Raw genomic sequence first — 16362 nt, 5'->3', positions numbered from 1 at the left:
ACGCGCTGCCACCGTGCCGCGAGATCCGGTCAGTATGACGTGGCCGCGTTCCTGATTGACGTCTCGTGCGTACACACGCGACGTTTCGTGCGTACACACGCGACGCTTCGGACGTACACACGCGACGCTTCGCGCGTACACGCGCGACGCTTCGCGGGTACGCACGCGACGCTTCGCGGGGGGCTACATCTGGTCGGGGGTCTGGATGCCGAGCAGGTCGAGGCCGGCGACGAGGACGTCGAGGGTCCGGGTGCACAGGGTCAGGCGGGAGGCGCGGACGGCGTCGTCGTCGACCTTGAGGACCGGGCAGTGCTCGTAGAACGCGGTGAACGCCTGGGCCAGGTCGAAGAGGTAGCCGCAGAGCCGGTGGGGCTCGAGGGTGTCGCCGACGGCCGCGACCACGTCGCCGAAGCCGAGCAGCGCCAGCCCCAGCGCACGCTCGGCCTCCTCGCCGACCACGAGCGGGCCGGCGGAATGACCGGCCTCGGCGGCCTTGCGCAGGATCGAGCGGATCCGGGCGGCGGCGTACTGCAGGTAGGGGCCGGTGTTGCCCTGCAGCGACAGCATCCGCTCGAAGTCGAAGGTGTACTCGCTGTCGTGCGAGACCGAGAGGTCGGCGTACTTCACCGCCCCGATCCCCACCTGCCAGGCGATGTGGGAGCGCGTCTCGGCGTCGAGGTCGGGACGCGACTCGGCGACCACGCCCTCGGCGCGCTCCACGGCCTCCTCGAGCAGCGACATCAGCCGGATCGGGTCGCCGCTGCGCGTGCGGAGGATCTTGCCGTCCGGGCCGAGCACGTTGCCGATCTTGACGTGGACGACCTCGACTCCGTCCGGCAGCCAGCCGGCCAGCCGGGCCGTCTCCCACACCATCTGGAAGTGCAGCGCCTGCGGCGCGCCGACGACGTAGAGAACCCGGTCGGCGCGCAGGTCCTCGACGCGGTGCCGGATCGTGGCGAGGTCGGTGGTGGCGTAGCCGTAGCCACCGTCGCTCTTGCGGATGATGAGCGGGACCGGCTTGCCCTCGCGGCCGGTGTGGCCCTCGAGGAAGACGCACAGTGCGCCCTCGCTGACCGTCGCGATGCCCGCGGCCTCCAGCTCGTCGCAGATCCCGGCGAGCGCGTCGTTGTAGATGCTCTCGCCGGCCAGGTCGTCGTCGGTGAGCGTGACGTCGAGCAGCCGGTAGATCCGGTTGAAGTAGGCCTTCGACAGCTCGATCAGCTCGCCCCACAGTGCCAGCGTGTCGGGGTCGCCGGCCTGCAGCGTCACCACCCGCTGCCGGGCCCGGGCGGCGAACGTCTCGTCACCGTCGAACTTGGCGCGCGCCGCCTGGTAGAAGCGGTTCGGGCTCGCCTCCAGGTCGTGCGCCTCCTCGGAGTCGCGCCCGACGTCGAGCAGGTGCTCGATGAGCATCCCGAACGGCGTGCCCCAGTCGCCGACGTGGTTCTGGCGCACGACCTCGTGGCCGAGGTGCTCCAGTGTCCGGGCCAGCGCGTCGCCGACCACGGTGGTGCGCAGGTGCGCGACGTGCATCTCCTTGGCCACGTTGGGCGCGGAGTAGTCGAGCGGCACGACCTGCCGCGGCTGCTCCGGTACGCCGAGACGGGTCCCGAGCTGCTCGACCTGCGACGCCACCCACTCGGGGCGGACCCGGAGGTTCACGAAGCCGGGCCCGGTCACCTCGGGGGCCTCGACGACGTCGTCGACGTCCAGCGCCTCCACGATGCGGGCGGCCACGTCGCGCGGCTTGGAGCCGAGCCGCTTGGCGAGCGCCATCGCGGCGTTGGCCTGCAGGTCGGCGAACTGCGAGGGCCGGATCACCGGGTCGGCGTCGGCGTACTCGTCGCCGAACGCCTTGCCCAGGGCCTGCTGGAAGCGCTCGGTGAGGGCGACGGTGGGGCTGGTCATGCGTCCAAGGTTAGGGGCGAGCGCCCACCCGCGATAAACTGGACCGCTGGCCGGTGACCAACCCCACGCGGGAGGCGTCATCTCGGCCCCTCCGCGGGCCCCGGCCGCCCGGCACGACCCACCGTCTCCCACCCACGAAGAGGTTCACGCGCGCATGGCGACCACGAACGACCTGAAGAACGGCATGGTTCTCAAGCTCGACGGCCAGCTCTGGCAGGTCATGTGGTTCCAGCACCACAAGCCCGGCAAGGGTGGCGCCGTGGTGCGCACCAAGCTGCGCGGCATCGAGTCCGGCAAGACCGTGGACAAGACCTTCAACGCCGACGTCAAGGTCGAGGTGGCCAGCGTCGACAAGCGCACGATGCAGTACCTCTACAACGACGGCACCAGCTACATCTTCATGGACAACACCGACTACGAGCAGCTGGAGATCGCTCCGGAGATCGTCGGCGACGCCTCGAACTTCCTGCTCGAGCAGCAGGAGGCCATCGTGGCCACCAACGAGGGCCGCGTGCTGTACATCGAGCTGCCGGCCTCGGTCGAGCTGCTCATCGAGTACACCGAGCCCGGCCTGCAGGGTGACCGCTCCAGCGGCGGCACCAAGCCCGCCCGTCTCGAGACCGGCCACGAGATCCAGGTCCCGCTGTTCATCACCAACGGCGAGAAGGTCAAGGTCGACACCCGCGACAGCAGCTACCTCGGCCGCGTCAACAGCTGACCTCGCTCCGCCCCCCGTCACTCCAGCAGGTCTGAGGCTCCCCATGTCGGCACGGTCCAAGGCACGCAAGCGTGCGCTCGACGCCATCTTCGAGAGCGAGGTCCGCGGGCTCGCGCCCGACGGCACGCTCGCGCAGCGGCTCAACGTGCCCGACCGCCCCATGAACGACTACACCGTGGAGCTGGTGCGCGGCGTCGCCGCCCACCGCGCCGAGGTCGACGACGTCATCGCGCAGTACGCCGAGGGCTGGACCCTCGACCGGATGCCGGCGGTGGACCGCAACGTCCTGCGCATCGGCGTCTTCGAGATCCTCCATGTCGACGACGTCCCGGACGCCGTGGCGGTGAGCGAGGCGCTCGCGCTGGTCCGGGAGCTGTCGACCGACGAGTCGCCGGGCTTCGTCAACGGCATCCTCGGCACCGTGGTGCGCAACAAGCAGGAGATCCTGGCGTCCATCACGCCGTCGTCCTGACACCTCGTACCGACCGGCCGAGCGGCCTGCCCGGTGCGGACGGGCTCACCCCGGAGGTCGAGATCCCGCGCTGGGTCGACGGCGGGCCGCGCTACGGACTCGAGGTGGTGGGTCCGCCGATGCCGGAGTGAGCCGCGCCGAACCCCGTACGGCGTTGGTCCCCGATGGCAGGGTGGGCCCATGACGCCGCCTCCGCCGCCGCCCGCCGAGAAGTTCCCCCGCGCGGTGTCGGGGGAGGCGGCCGCGGACCGCTCGAGCGTCACCGACGACCTGGCCGACGAGTACGACGTCGTCGTCGTGGGGCTCGGCCCCGGCGGCGAGTTCACCGCCAACAAGCTGGCGCTGGCCGGGCTCGAGGTGCTGGCGATCGACAAGCACCTGGCGGGCGGCGAGTGCCCCTTCTACGGCTGCGTGCCGAGCAAGATGATGATCCGCGCCGCCGAGGCACTCGCCGAGGCCCGCCTGGTCCGCGAGGTCGCCGGCGACAGCACGGTGACGCCCGACTTCGGCCCGGTGGCCGAGCGCATCCGCACCGAGGCCACCCACGACTGGGACGACACCGTGGTCGTCGACCGGCTCTGCGAGAACGGCGCCACCGTCGTCCACGCCCACGCGCGGCTGGCCGGCGAGGGCGTCGTCGACGTCGGAGGGCACCAGGTGCGGGCCCGCTCGGGCATCGTCCTGGCCACCGGCACCCACCCGACGGCCCCGCCGATCGACGGGCTGGCCGACACGCCGTACTGGACGAACCGCGAGGTCGTGAAGGTCACCGAGGCCCCCGGCTCGCTCGCGGTCATCGGGTCGGGCGCGATCGGCTCCGAGCTGGCCCAGGTCTTCCAGCGCTTCGGCTCGCAGGTCACCCTGCTGGAGGTCGCCGACCGCATCCTCGTCGCCGAGGAGCCCGAGGTCAGCACCGTCATGACCGAGGTCCTCACGCGCGAGGGCATGCGGGTGATGCCCGGGGTCGACATCGCGTCGGTGGCGTACGACGACGGCCGCTTCGCCCTCGACCTCGGCGAGGAGACGATCCACGTCGAGAAGCTGCTCGTCGCGGCCGGACGACGCACCAACCTGCCCGACCTGGGCCTGGAGACCGTCGGGCTGGACGGCGAGGTCGACGCGCTCGACACCGACGACTGCCTGCACGTGCTGCGCGACGGCGAGCCGGTGCCGGGGCTGTTCGCGGTCGGCGACATCGTGGGCAAGGGGCCCTTCACCCACACCGCGAAGTACCAGGCCGGCATCGTCATCCGCCAGCTGCGCGGCAAGCCCGGACCTCCGGCCGACTACCGCGCCGTCCCGCGCGTCACCTTCACCCAGCCCGAGGTCGGAGCCGTGGGCCTGACCGAGGAGCAGGCGCGCGAGCAGGGCCTCGACGTGAAGGTGGGCTGCGTCGGGCTGCCGGAGTCGTCCCGCGGCCACATGCACGGCCCTGGCAACGACGGCCTCATCAAGCTCGTCGTCGTCGACGACAAGCTCGTCGGCGCCACGTCGGTCGGACCGGCCGGGGGCGAGGTGCTGTCGATGCTCACCCTGGCCGTCCACGCCCGGGTGCCGATCGGCGACCTCGAGAGCATGATCTACGCCTACCCGACCTGGCACGGCCAGGTCCGCGTGGCCCTCGCCCGGATCGAGTGAGGCCAGGCGGGTGCGACCTCCCGAGTCAGCCGTTCGGGTACGTCGGGGGAGCGAGCGTGAAGGTGGAGCGCTCGACGACGGCCCCAAGGTGCCGCCCGGACCGCAGCCACGTGGCGAGGTCGCCGGGGGAGCGGACCTCGACGTCGACCAGGGCCGGGCGGACCTTCGCCGACGCGCTCAGGCGGCTGTGGCCGACCCGGCCGCCGTCGAGCTCCTGACGGGTGGTGGCGCGGCTGCGCGCCGGCAGCCGGGGGCCGCGTACGCGCGGGGTGGCGCTGACCGACCAGTCCGTCTCGTCGACACCGCGCGCGACGACCGTCGACCCGCTGCGGATCTCGCCGGTGAAGGCGCCGAGGGTCTTGGGCATGCCCCAGTTGGCGCGCCCGCCGACCAGCGACGCGGGGGAGTCGACCGACATGAAGCACACCGAGCCCCACCCGTGGCGTCCGCTGCGCGAGCCGACCAGCCCGAAGACCTCGTCGTACGGGCCGACGGGGGTGTCGCTGTAGCGGACCACGCCTCCCACCACGACCAGGCCGCGGTGTCCCGCGCGCAGGGACGGCGGCAGCGCCTGCGTCGCCGCGTCGCCACCGCGGCAGAACCACAGCACGGCCTCGCAGGTGACCGTCCAGGGAGCCGGGGCGTCGTTCGCCGGCAGGGTGGCCAGCAGCGCGGCGCTGACCGCCGACTCCGGCACTCCGCGCACGCCGCTGATCTCGGGTCGGGTGGTGGTCACGAGGCCCCCTGCGCTGGTGGTGTCTGCCCGGGTCCGGGAGCCCGACCCTAGCGGGCGGGGGCGCGCGCGCTGTTAGGGTGAGCCCCGATCGACATCCTTTAACGAGCCGTCCCGTGAGGCGGAGAAGGAGGTCAGACGCGCTGATGCCGTCATCCTCGGAGCAGGATCCCCAGAGCACGCCGTCCCCCGGGACCGCGGAGGCCGTGCCGCCCCCGCCCTTCTCGCAGGCTCCCGACGTCGGGACCGCCGAGCGCGTGGTCCTCGACGCCCCCGACATCGCCCGGGCGCTGACCCGCATCGCGCACGAGATCCTCGAGCGCAACAAGGGCGCCGCCGACCTCGTGCTGCTCGGCATCCCCCGCCGCGGCGTGCCGCTGGCCCAGCGGGTCGCCGAGCGCATCGCCGCCGTCGAGGGCGCCACCGTGGCCGTCGGCTCGCTCGACGTGACGATGTACCGCGACGACCTCCGCCTGCGCCCGGCCCGGGCCCTGCTCCCCACCGAGATCCCCCACGACGGGATCGACGGGAAGGTCGTGGTGCTCGTCGACGACGTCCTCTACTCCGGCCGAACCATCCGCGCCGCGCTGGACGCCCTGAACGACCTGGGTCGGCCGCAGGCCGTCCGGCTGGCCGTCCTGGTCGACCGCGGCCACCGCGAGCTGCCGATCCGCGCCGACTTCGTCGGCAAGAACCTGCCCACCTCGCTGGCCGAGAACGTCGAGGTCCGCCTCGACGAGTTCGACGGTCGCGACGCCGTGGTCATCACCGGTGGGACGGAGGGACCGCGATGATGAAGCACCTGCTGAGTGCCGGCGACCTGACCCGCGACGACGCCGAGCTCGTCCTGACCACGGCCGAGGAGCTGCGCAGCCTGGCCGACCGACCGATCAAGAAGCTGCCCGCGCTGCGCGGACGCACGGTCGTCAACCTGTTCTTCGAGGACAGCACCCGCACGCGGATCTCGTTCGAGGCCGCGGCGAAGCGGCTGTCGGCCGACGTCATCAACTTCGCCGCCAAGGGCTCCAGCGTCAGCAAGGGCGAGAGCCTCAAGGACACCGCGCTGACGCTCGAGGCGATGGGTGCCGACGCCATCGTCATCCGCCACGGCGCCAGCGGCGCGCCCCACCGGCTGGCCCACACGGGCTGGACCCGCTCCAGCGTGGTCAACGCCGGCGACGGCACCCACGAGCACCCCACCCAGGCGCTGCTCGACGCCTTCACCATGTGGCGCCACCTCGGCTCCCTCGACGGCCGCCGGGTCGCACTGGTCGGCGACGTCCTGCACAGCCGGGTCGCGCGCTCCAACGCGCTGCTGCTGCGCACGCTCGGCGCGGAGGTCACGCTGGTGGCGCCCCCGACGCTGCTGCCGGTCGGCGTGGAGGGCTGGGACGTCGAGACGTCGTACGACATCGACGCGGTGCTGCCGAAGACCGACGCGGTGATGATGCTGCGCGTGCAGCGCGAGCGCATGAACGCCGCGTTCTTCCCCACGGTGCGGGAGTACTCGCGCCGCTACGGCCTGGACTCCCGCCGCATGGGGCTCCTGCAGGACCACACGCTGGTCATGCACCCGGGGCCGATGGTCCGCGGCATGGAGATCACCGCCGACGTCGCCGACTCCCCGCGCTCGGTCATTGTCGAGCAGGTCACCAACGGTGTCGCGGTGCGCATGGCCGTGCTCTACCTCCTGCTCGGCGGCAACGGACCCGCCGGTACGCCGAGCGCCCCCACCCCCACGATCGACGGAGCCGACCTGTGAGCACCTACCTGATCCGCGACGTCCGTCCGTACGGCGGCGAGGCCGTCGACGTCCTGGTCGCCGACGGGACGATCGCCGAGATCCGGGTCTCGACGGGCTCGACCACCGAGGGCAGCTCGACCACCGCGGGCTCGACCACCGAGGCCGGGACGAGCGGCGTCACCGAGAAGACCACCGTCGACGGCGGCGGCGCCGTGCTCCTGCCGGGTCTCGTCGACCTCCACACCCACCTGCGCGAGCCGGGCCGCGAGGACGCCGAGACCGTCGACACCGGCACCCAGGCCGCCGCGCTCGGCGGCTTCACCGCCGTGCACGCGATGGCCAACACCGACCCGGTGGCCGACACCGCCGGCGTCGTCGAGCAGGTTTGGCGGCTCGGTCGCGAGGCCGGTCACTGCGACGTCTTCCCGGTCGGCGCGGTCACCGTGGGGCTCGGCGGCGAGCGGCTGGCCGAGCTCGGTGCGATGGCCGACAGTGCGGCGCGGGTCCGGGTGTTCTCCGACGACGGCAAGTGCGTCAGCGACGCGGTGCTGATGCGCCGGGCGCTGGAGTACGTCAAGGCCTTCGACGGCGTGATCGCCCAGCACGCGCAGGAGCCGCGGCTGACCGAGGACGCGCAGATGAACGAGAGCGAGCTCTCCGGTCGGCTCGGCCTGCGCGGCTGGCCCGCGGTCGCCGAGGAGGCGATCATCGCGCGCGACTGCCTGCTCGCCGCCCACGTCGGGAGCCGGCTGCACATCTGTCACGTCTCGACGGCCGGGTCGGTGGAGATCGTGCGCTGGGCCAAGAGCAAGGGCTGGAACGTGACCGCCGAGGTCACCCCGCACCACCTGCTGCTGACCGACGCCCTGGCCGAGACCTACGACCCGATCTACAAGGTGAACCCGCCCTTGCGCTCGGACGTCGACGTGGCAGCGGTCCGCGCCGGCCTGGCCGACGGCACCCTCGACATCGTCGCCACCGACCACGCGCCGCACCCGCACGAGGACAAGGACTGCGAGTGGGCGGCGGCCGCCTTCGGCATGCTCGGCCTCGAGACCGCGCTGTCGGTCGTGCAGCACACGATGGTCGACACCGGGGCGATGACCTGGGAGCAGGTCGCCGAGCGGATGTCGACCGCCCCGGCGCGCATCGGCCGGGTGGCCGACCACGGCCGTCCGATCGCGGTGGGGGAGCCGGCCAACCTGACCGTCTTCGACCCGACCGCCACCCGGGTGGTCACCGCCGCCGACACCGCCAGCCTCTCGCGCAACAACCCCTACGCCGGGCGCGAGCTGCCCGGTCGGGTGGTCGCGACGTTCCTGCGCGGCGTGCCGACGGTCCTCGACGGCAAGCTCGCCTGAGACGCCCGCAGACCGCACCGGTCCGGGTCGGGAGACGGGGCACGCAGGGGTTCCCCGCAGGCAGGATCGCGGGTTAGCGTGCCGGGCGGCGCACGTTCGTCCGCCTCATCCCGTTCTCGACCGAAAGAGGTCCTGCGTGACCACCACGCTGTCCCGTCCTGCTCGCCCGTCCACCCGGGCCTCGCGTCGTCCCGTGGCCGCCGGTCTGGCTGCCGCGTCCGTCGCCGGCCTGCTCGCCGCCGGCCTCGCCGCGGTCGGTCCGGCCGAGGCGAAGCCGGCCCCCGGCACGAGGACGGGCACCGGTCGGGTCTTCATGGTCAACCCGGTGCAGTCGAGCGGCGACCAGACCCTCACCGACTCCGACGACGCCGCGTCGGCCGTCCCCGCCTCGGCGTACGCGATGGCGCCGCTGCGCAACCTCGACGGCTCGGGCTACCTGCGCGGCCGGTGGGTCACCGTCGAGTCCGCCACGGGAACCCCCGCCTACTCGGCGACGGGTCGCTACGCCTACGACCGCCACCAGGACCAGTTCGAGCAGGTCATGGGCTACTTCTGGGTGAACCAGACCCAGGAGTACCTGCAGTCGCTGGGCTTCGGCTCCACCCTGCCGGGCGTCCTCGACGAGCAGTTCACCGTGAAGATCAACCAGTACGGCGGCGACAACAGCTACCAGACCGACAAGCCCTACCGGATCCGGCTCGGCAAGGGCGGGGTCGATGACGCCGAGGACGCGGAGGTCATCGTCCACGAGTACGGCCACGCCGTGCACGCCGACCAGGTGCCCGGCTACGGCCAGAGCCTCGACGCCGGTGCCATCGGCGAGTCCTTCGGCGACTACCTCGCGGTGACCGTGGGGCTGGCCGCGGCGAAGCAGTACGGCTGGCCGGTGCGGGCCGAGGAGGCGTGCCCGATGGACTGGGACGCGTCGTCCTACACCGCGGCGCCCCACTGCATCCGGCGCTTCGACCGCAACCTGACGCTGGCCGAGCGCCGCAACCAGGTCCACTACGACGGCCAGATCTGGAGCCAGGCGCTGTGGGAGATCCGCAAGGGCTACGCCGCCCTCGGCCTGACCAGCCGCGCCTGGGACACCACGCTCGTCCTCTCGCAGTTCGACTACGCCGCGGACACGTCGTTCTCGGCGGCGGCCGCCGACACCTACCGCGCCGCGCTGGCGCGTGACGGCAAGCGGGCGGCGGCGCTCGTCAAGGACCGCTTCGCCGCGCGAGGCATCACCTTCTGACGGTCACGCACACCGCGGTCGGGCCCGGTCGCCGCAGCGGCCGGGCCCGACGATGTCCGCGGCCCGACGCACGTCCGGGGACCGACGGCGTCAGAGTCGGACGCGGAGGGCGTGCAGCCGCTCGTAGACCGGGCGGCAGGCCTCGGCGACCGCGGCGTCGTGGGCGTCGAGGTCCACCTCGCGGGGGCGGTACGGCGCGAAGCCGGTCGAGGCCCACACCGCGTCGTACCAGTGCGGGGCCCACACGCCGTCGGAGTCGCGCGGCCCGGCCGGCCACGCCAGCATGCGCTCGGAGAAGTCGATGCCGAGCCAGTCGCAGACCCAGCGCAGGTGGCTCTCCGGGTCACGCAGGAAGTCGGCCGCGTCGATCACCGGCGGCGGCGCCGATCCGTCGGCGGTCAGCTCGTCGAGCAGCCGGCCCTGCTGGAGCAGGCCGATGTCGTCGGGCTCGCACGCCTCGCGCGACTTCACGTACGACGCGACCACCTCGCGCGGGTCGCGCACGAGCAGCACCGTGGCGAAGTCGTGGACCCACGCGAGGTCGTCGTCGGGCAGCAGGTGGTGGGCCATGTGCTTGGCGTAGTGGACACCCACGCCGTCGGGCAGCGGCGCCCGCAGCGCCTCGACCGCGTCAGCGAGGTCGGTGGGCTGCGAGGCGACGACCTCCTCGCGGGCCGGGTGGTCGATGCCCGTGCGGTGCAGGTACGCCGCGTAGAGCGGCTCGTCGACCACCACGGTGTCGCGCCGGTTCTCCCAGGCCCGCATCATCGCCGTGGAGATGTTGCGCGGGCCCGACCACATCGCGACCCGGACCACCCCGTCGGGCCCGGGCCCCGGCGTGCTCACGACGCCGCCCCGGGCGCCACCCGTCCCGCCACGTCGGCCCGGACGTGGTCGGCGTACAGGCCCTGGAGGCGCTCGACCACCGGGCCGCGGGTGCCCGAGCCGATGGTGCGGCCGTCGATGGTGCGCACCGGCACCAGCCCGGCGAAGGTGCCGGTCACGAACGCCTCCTGCGCGGAGTAGACGTCGGTGAGGCTGAACGTCGTCTCCCGCGCGGTGATGCCCGCGGCCCGGCACACGTCGAGCACGTTGCCGCGGGTGATGCCGCCGAGGCAGAAGCGGCCGTCGGAGGTCCACACCTCCGGCTCGTCCGGCGTCCCGAGCACCACGAAGAAGTGCGTGGAGTTGCAGGTGGCGACGAAGCCGTGCGGGTCGAGCATCAGCGCCTCGTCGGCACCGGCGGTGTAGGCCTGGATGCAGGCCTGGATGTCGTTGAGCTTGCTGTGCGCGTTGAGCTTGGGGTCGAGGGTGTCCGGCGTCGCACGGCGGACGTGGGTGGTGAACAGCGTGATGCCGTCGGTCACGGTGGCCGGCATCGGCTCCTTGTGCTCGGCGATGACCACCACGGTGGCGGGCCCGACGGTCACCCGCGGGTCCTGGTAGGGCGTGGACTTCACGCCCCGGGTACTCATCAGCCGGATGTGCACCCCGTCGCGCATGTCGTTGGCCGCGATCGTGTCGTAGATCGCCCGCGTGATCTCCTCGCGCGTCATCCCGAGGTCCATGAGGATCGCCTGCGCGCCCTGGAACAGCCGGTCGAGGTGCTTCTCGAGGAACGCCGGGTGCCCGTCGTGGACCCGGAGGCCCTCCCACACCCCGTCACCGAGCACGAACCCCGAGTCGAAGACGGACACGACCGCCTCCGCCCGCGGCTTCAGCTCGCCGTTGACCCAGATGAGGATGTCGTCGTTGCGGGGGTCACCCGCGTGGTCGTGCGTGCCCTTGGCCATGACGCTCACCCTAGGACCGTGCGACCGCGGTCGCTGGTAGGGTCCGGGGTGCTCGAACATCCTTTAACGATCCGTCCTGTGAGGCGGAGAAGGAGGTACGACGCGTGAATCTGCGCGCGCCCGCGATGCTCGTCCTCGAGGACGGCCGGACCTTCCACGGGGAGGTCTACGGCGCCGAGGGGGAGACCTTCGGCGAGGCGGTCTTCAACACCGGCATGACCGGCTACCAGGAGACGCTCACCGACCCGTCGTACCACCGCCAGGTGGTCGTGATGACGGCTCCGCACGTCGGCAACACCGGCATGAACGACGACGACCCCGAGTCGCGCCGCATCTGGGTCAGCGGGTACGTCGTGCGCGACCCGGCCCGGGTGCCGAGCAACTGGCGCTCGGTGCGCACCCTCGACGAGGACCTGCGCGAGCAGGGCGTGGTCGGCATCAGCGGGGTCGACACCCGTGCGCTGACCCGCCACCTGCGTGAGCGCGGGGCGATGCGGGTCGGCATCTCCACCACCGAGACCGACCCCGCCCGGCTGCTCGAGCGCGTGCAGGCGTCCGCCGAGATGACCGGCGCCTCCCTGGCCGAGGAGGTCACGGCGCCCGAGGCCTACGTGGTCGCGCCGACCTCCGCCGGCACCTCGGGGCGTCCCCTGCGGGTCGCGGCCCTCGACCTCGGCATCAAGACCAACACCCCGCGGATGATGGCCGAGCGCGGCATCGAGGTGCACGTGCTGCCCAGCACCGCCACCGTCGAGGAGGTGCTCGCGTTCGCCCCCGACGGGGTGTTCGCCAGCAACGGCCCCGGTGACCCCGCCACCGCCGACCACACCGTGGCCACCATCCGGGCGGTGCTCGAGGCGGGTGTGCCCTACTTCGGCATCTGCTTCGGCAACCAGCTCTTCGGCCGGGCCCTGGGCCTGGGCACCTTCAAGCTGAAGTACGGCCACCGCGGCATCAACCAGCCAGTGATGGACCGCACCACCGGCAAGGTCGAGGTCACCGCCCACAACCACGGGTTCGCGGTCGCGTGGCCCGACGGCGTGCCGCTGGACCGGCCCACCACCACGCCGTACGGCGAGGCGAGCGTGAGCCACGTGTGCCTCAACGACGACGTCGTGGAGGGGCTCGAGCTGCGTGACGCCGACGGCACGCTGACGGCCTTCTCCGTGCAGTACCACCCCGAGGCGGCAGCCGGCCCGCACGACGCGGCGTACCTCTTCGACCGGTTCGTGGACCTCATGACGGAGGTCGAGCAGCGAGCGCAAGCGAGCGTCGTCGAGACTCCGACGGAGGTCGAGCAGCGAGCGCAAGCGAGCGTCGTCGAGACTCCGACGGAGGTCGAGCAGCGAGCGCAAGCGAGCGTCGTCGAGACCCAGGAAGGCAGCAACTGATGCCCAAGCGCGACGACATCCGCTCGGTGATGGTGATCGGCTCCGGCCCGATCGTCATCGGCCAGGCGTGCGAGTTCGACTACTCCGGCACCCAGGCCTGCCGCGTGCTGCGCGAGGAGGGCATCCGCGTCGTGCTGGTGAACTCCAACCCGGCCACGATCATGACCGACCCCGAGTTCGCCGACGCGACGTACGTCGAGCCGATCACGCCCGAGTTCGTCGAGAAGGTCATCGCCCACGAGCGCCCCGACGCGCTGCTGGCGACCCTCGGCGGCCAGACCGCCCTCAACACCGCCATGGCGCTCGACGCCGCCGGCGTGCTGGAGAAGTACGGCGTCGAGCTGATCGGCGCCAGCATCGAGGCGATCAACCGCGGAGAGAACCGCGAGTCCTTCAAGAAGATCGTCGAGGAGCTCGGCGGAGAGGTGGCCCGCAGCGCGGTCTGCCACACCCTCGAGGAGTGTTTCGCGGCCTCGGCGGACCTCGGCTGGCCGATGGTGGTGCGTCCCAGCTTCACCATGGGCGGCACCGGCTCCGGCATGGCGTACGACGAGAAGGACCTGCGTCGCATCGCCGGCGCCGGTCTGGCCGCGAGCCCGACCACCGAGGTGCTCCTCGAGGAGTCGATCATCGGCTGGAAGGAGTACGAGCTGGAGGTGATGCGCGACACCGCTGACAACGTCGTCATCGTCTGCTCGATCGAGAACCTCGACCCCATGGGCGTGCACACCGGCGACTCGATCACGGTCGCCCCCGCCATGACGCTCACCGACCGCGAGTACCAGCACCTGCGCGACCTCTCGATCGGCATCATCCGCTCGGTCGGCGTCGACACCGGCGGCTGCAACATCCAGTTCGCCGTCAACCCGGCCGACGGCCGCGTCGTCGTCATCGAGATGAACCCGCGCGTGTCGCGCTCCTCGGCGCTGGCGTCCAAGGCCACCGGCTTCCCGATCGCCAAGATCGCCGCCAAGGTCGCCATCGGCTACACGCTCGACGAGATCCCCAACGACGTCACCCAGGAGACGCCGGCGTCCTTCGAGCCGACCCTGGACTACGTCGTGGTGAAGGTACCGCGCTTCGCCTTCGAGAAGTTCCCCGGCGCCGACCCGACGCTGACCACGCACATGAAGTCGGTCGGCGAGGCGATGGCGATCGGTCGCAACTTCACCGAGGCGCTGCAGAAGGCGCTGCGCAGCCTCGAGAGCAAGTCCGCGCCGTTCGACTGGTCGCACCGTTTCGTGGATCTTGACAAGAATTCGCTGCTGGACGAGATCCGCGTGCCGCACGACGGTCGCCTCCGCAAGGTCATGGACGCCATCCGGGCGGGCGCGACGCCCGAGGAGGTCCACGACGTCACGGGCATCGACCCGTGGTTCGTCGACCAGCTGATGCTGCTCAACGAGGTCGCCCAGGAGCTTGTCGACGCCCCCGAGATGACCGCGCCGCTGCTGCGTCGCGCCAAGCGCCACGGCTTCTCCGACCCGCAGATCGGTCGCATCCGCAACCTCTCCGAGGACGTCGTCCGCGGCGTCCGCCACGCCCTCGGCATCCGGCCGGTCTACAAGACGGTCGACACCTGCGCCGCCGAGTTCGCCGCGCGCACGCCGTACCACTACTCGTCGTACGACGAGGAGACCGAGGTCGTGCCGCGCGAGCGGCCCGCGGTCCTCATCCTCGGCAGCGGGCCCAACCGCATCGGGCAGGGCATCGAGTTCGACTACTCCTGCGTGCACGCCGCGCTGGCGCTGTCGTCCTCACCGCACGCCCCGGGCGGCGCCGGCTACGAGACGGTGATGGTCAACTGCAACCCCGAGACCGTCTCGACCGACTACGACACCAGCGACCGGCTCTACTTCGAGCCGCTCACGCTGGAGGACGTGCTCGAGATCTACCACGCCGAGAAGGCCGCCGGCCCGATCGCGGGCGTCATCTGCCAGCTCGGAGGCCAGACCCCGCTCGGCCTCGCGCAGGGCCTCTCCGACGCAGGCGTCCCGATCGTGGGCACCTCGCCGGAGGCCATCAACCTGGCCGAGGAGCGCGGGGCCTTCGGTCACCTGCTGGCCGCCGCCGGGCTGGTCGCGCCCAAGCACGGCATGGCGACGTCGTACGTCGAGGCGCGCGGGATCGCCGCCGAGATCGGCTACCCGGTGCTGGTGCGGCCCTCCTACGTCCTGGGCGGTCGCGGCATGCAGATCGTGTACGGCGACGACGCTCTCCGCTCCTACATCGAGGCCGCCACCGAGATCAGCCCGGACCGGCCGGTGCTGGTCGACCGCTTCATCGACGACGCGGTCGAGATCGACGTCGACGCGCTGTTCGACGGCGAGGACCTGTTCCTCGGTGGGGTCATGGAGCACATCGAGGAGGCCGGCATCCACTCCGGAGACTCGGCGTGCGCGCTGCCGCCGATCACCCTGGGCGCGGCCGAGATCCTCCGCATCCGGGAGGCGACGCGCGCCATCGCCGAGGGGATCGGGGTGCGCGGGCTGCTCAACATCCAGTACGCGCTGGGCTCCGACGTCCTCTACGTGCTCGAGGCCAACCCGCGCGCCAGCCGCACCGTGCCCTTCGTGTCGAAGGCGACCTCGGTCTCGCTGGCCAAGGCGGCCGCGCGCGTGATGCTCGGCGAGTCCATCGCGTCGCTGCGCGAGGCCGGGGTGCTGCCCGAGCGTGACGGCGGCCAGCTGCCCGGTGACTTCCCGATCGCGGTGAAGGAGGCGGTGATGCCGTTCAACCGGTTCAAGACCGCCGACGGCACCAACGTCGACACCGTGCTCGGCCCGGAGATGAAGTCGACCGGCGAGGTCATGGGCTTCGACTCCGACTTCGGTGCCGCCTTCGCGAAGTCGCAGGCCGCGGCGTACGGCTCGCTGCCCACCGAGGGCCGGATCTTCGTCTCGATGGCCAACCGCGACAAGCGGACCATGATCTTCCCGATCAAGGTGCTGGCCGACCACGGCTTCGAGATCCTCGCCACCCAGGGCACGGCGGAGGTGCTGCGCCGCAACGGCATCGACGCCCGCGTCGTGCGCAAGCACTTCGAGGGTCGCGGTCCGAACGGCGAGCCGACCACCGTCGACCTCATCACCGACGGCGAGATCCACCTGATCGTCAACACCCCGCACGGGGCGACGGCCGGGTCCTCGGCGCGCGTCGACGGCTACGAGATCCGCACGGCGGCGATCCTGGCGGGCGTCCCGTGCATCACCACGGTGCAGGGCCTCGCTGCGGCGGTGCAGGGGATCGAGGCGCTGCGGCGCGGCGACATCGGCGTGCGCTCGTTGCAGGACTGGGCGCGCGCCACCCGCTGACCGAGCGGCCCTGGTCGCCGTGCCTCGCCGTGCGTCGCCGTGCGTCG

Annotated in this window: 13 protein-coding genes; 9 read left to right on the top strand and 4 right to left on the bottom strand. The window is 72.0% G+C overall.

What is annotated here, in order from left to right; all coding sequences use genetic code 11:
• Positions 1-183: 183 nt before the first annotated feature.
• On the bottom strand, positions 184-1908 hold the full coding sequence (argS, locus tag G7072_RS09915; protein WP_166085922.1) for an arginine--tRNA ligase: 1725 nt from the start codon (positions 1906-1908) through the stop codon (positions 184-186).
• A gap of 154 nt (positions 1909-2062) precedes the next feature.
• Between argS and efp the strand changes: the two genes are divergently transcribed.
• From efp to G7072_RS09900, 3 genes are all read left to right on the top strand, one after another.
• Entirely contained in the window at positions 2063-2626 is a 564-nt protein-coding gene (gene efp, locus G7072_RS09910; RefSeq protein WP_166085920.1) for an elongation factor P, read from the top strand.
• A 43-nt stretch (positions 2627-2669) separates the two neighbouring features.
• Positions 2670-3098, top strand: coding sequence for a transcription antitermination factor NusB (gene nusB, locus G7072_RS09905; protein WP_166085918.1), 429 nt, complete (start codon positions 2670-2672; stop codon positions 3096-3098).
• A 180-nt stretch (positions 3099-3278) separates the two neighbouring features.
• Positions 3279-4736, top strand: a complete 1458-nt coding sequence (locus G7072_RS09900) for an NAD(P)/FAD-dependent oxidoreductase (RefSeq protein WP_166085915.1) — start codon at positions 3279-3281, stop codon at positions 4734-4736.
• A gap of 25 nt (positions 4737-4761) precedes the next feature.
• Here the strand turns inward: G7072_RS09900 and G7072_RS09895 are convergent, their stop codons facing one another.
• Entirely contained in the window at positions 4762-5472 is a 711-nt protein-coding gene (locus G7072_RS09895; RefSeq protein ID WP_166085913.1) for an acetoacetate decarboxylase family protein, read from the bottom strand.
• Positions 5473-5615: 143 nt separating this feature from the next.
• Here G7072_RS09895 and pyrR point away from each other — a divergent pair, with 143 nt between their 5' ends.
• The 4 genes from pyrR (at position 5616) to G7072_RS09875 (ending at position 9817) form a co-directional block, all read left to right on the top strand.
• Complete coding sequence (gene pyrR, locus G7072_RS09890; protein ID WP_166085910.1) at positions 5616-6263, top strand: bifunctional pyr operon transcriptional regulator/uracil phosphoribosyltransferase PyrR; 648 nt, start codon at positions 5616-5618, stop codon at positions 6261-6263.
• Complete coding sequence (locus G7072_RS09885) at positions 6263-7231, top strand: aspartate carbamoyltransferase catalytic subunit (RefSeq protein WP_206063432.1); 969 nt, start codon at positions 6263-6265, stop codon at positions 7229-7231. The genes pyrR and G7072_RS09885 overlap by 1 nt, the downstream gene beginning before the upstream one ends.
• Positions 7228-8574 (top strand): dihydroorotase, encoded by a 1347-nt coding sequence (locus G7072_RS09880; protein WP_166085906.1) that lies wholly within the window; start codon positions 7228-7230, stop codon positions 8572-8574. Before G7072_RS09885 ends, G7072_RS09880 begins: the two co-directional genes overlap by 4 nt.
• Positions 8575-8710: 136 nt before the next feature.
• Positions 8711-9817, top strand: a complete 1107-nt coding sequence (locus G7072_RS09875; RefSeq protein WP_240916853.1) for a M36 family metallopeptidase — start codon at positions 8711-8713, stop codon at positions 9815-9817.
• Between the two features lie 90 nt (positions 9818-9907).
• Here G7072_RS09875 and G7072_RS09870 read toward each other — a convergent pair whose 3' ends face one another.
• Together G7072_RS09870 and G7072_RS09865 are read right to left on the bottom strand one after the other, a co-directional pair.
• Complete coding sequence (locus G7072_RS09870) at positions 9908-10663, bottom strand: sulfotransferase (protein WP_240916852.1); 756 nt, start codon at positions 10661-10663, stop codon at positions 9908-9910.
• Positions 10660-11610 carry an aminotransferase class IV gene (locus tag G7072_RS09865; protein ID WP_166085904.1) on the bottom strand — a complete coding sequence of 317 codons (951 nt, stop codon included), beginning with the start codon at positions 11608-11610 and terminating at the stop codon, positions 10660-10662. Before G7072_RS09865 ends, G7072_RS09870 begins: the two co-directional genes overlap by 4 nt.
• A gap of 104 nt (positions 11611-11714) precedes the next feature.
• On the opposite strand from G7072_RS09865, the gene carA reads away from it, so the two are divergent.
• Both carA and carB read left to right on the top strand, forming a co-directional pair.
• On the top strand, positions 11715-13001 hold the full coding sequence (gene carA / locus G7072_RS09860; protein ID WP_240916851.1) for a glutamine-hydrolyzing carbamoyl-phosphate synthase small subunit: 1287 nt from the start codon (positions 11715-11717) through the stop codon (positions 12999-13001).
• Positions 13001-16315 (top strand): carbamoyl-phosphate synthase large subunit, encoded by a 3315-nt coding sequence (gene carB, locus G7072_RS09855; RefSeq protein ID WP_166085902.1) that lies wholly within the window; start codon positions 13001-13003, stop codon positions 16313-16315. The genes carA and carB overlap by 1 nt, the downstream gene beginning before the upstream one ends.
• Positions 16316-16362: the final 47 nt, after the last annotated feature.

Origin of the sequence: Nocardioides sp. HDW12B (assembly GCF_011299595.1) — a bacterium.
In the GTDB taxonomy this organism is placed as follows: Bacteria; Actinomycetota; Actinomycetes; order Propionibacteriales; family Nocardioidaceae; genus Marmoricola_A.
Note: the sequence above shows the minus strand (reverse complement) of the source record. Positions and strands in the feature narration are given on the sequence as shown.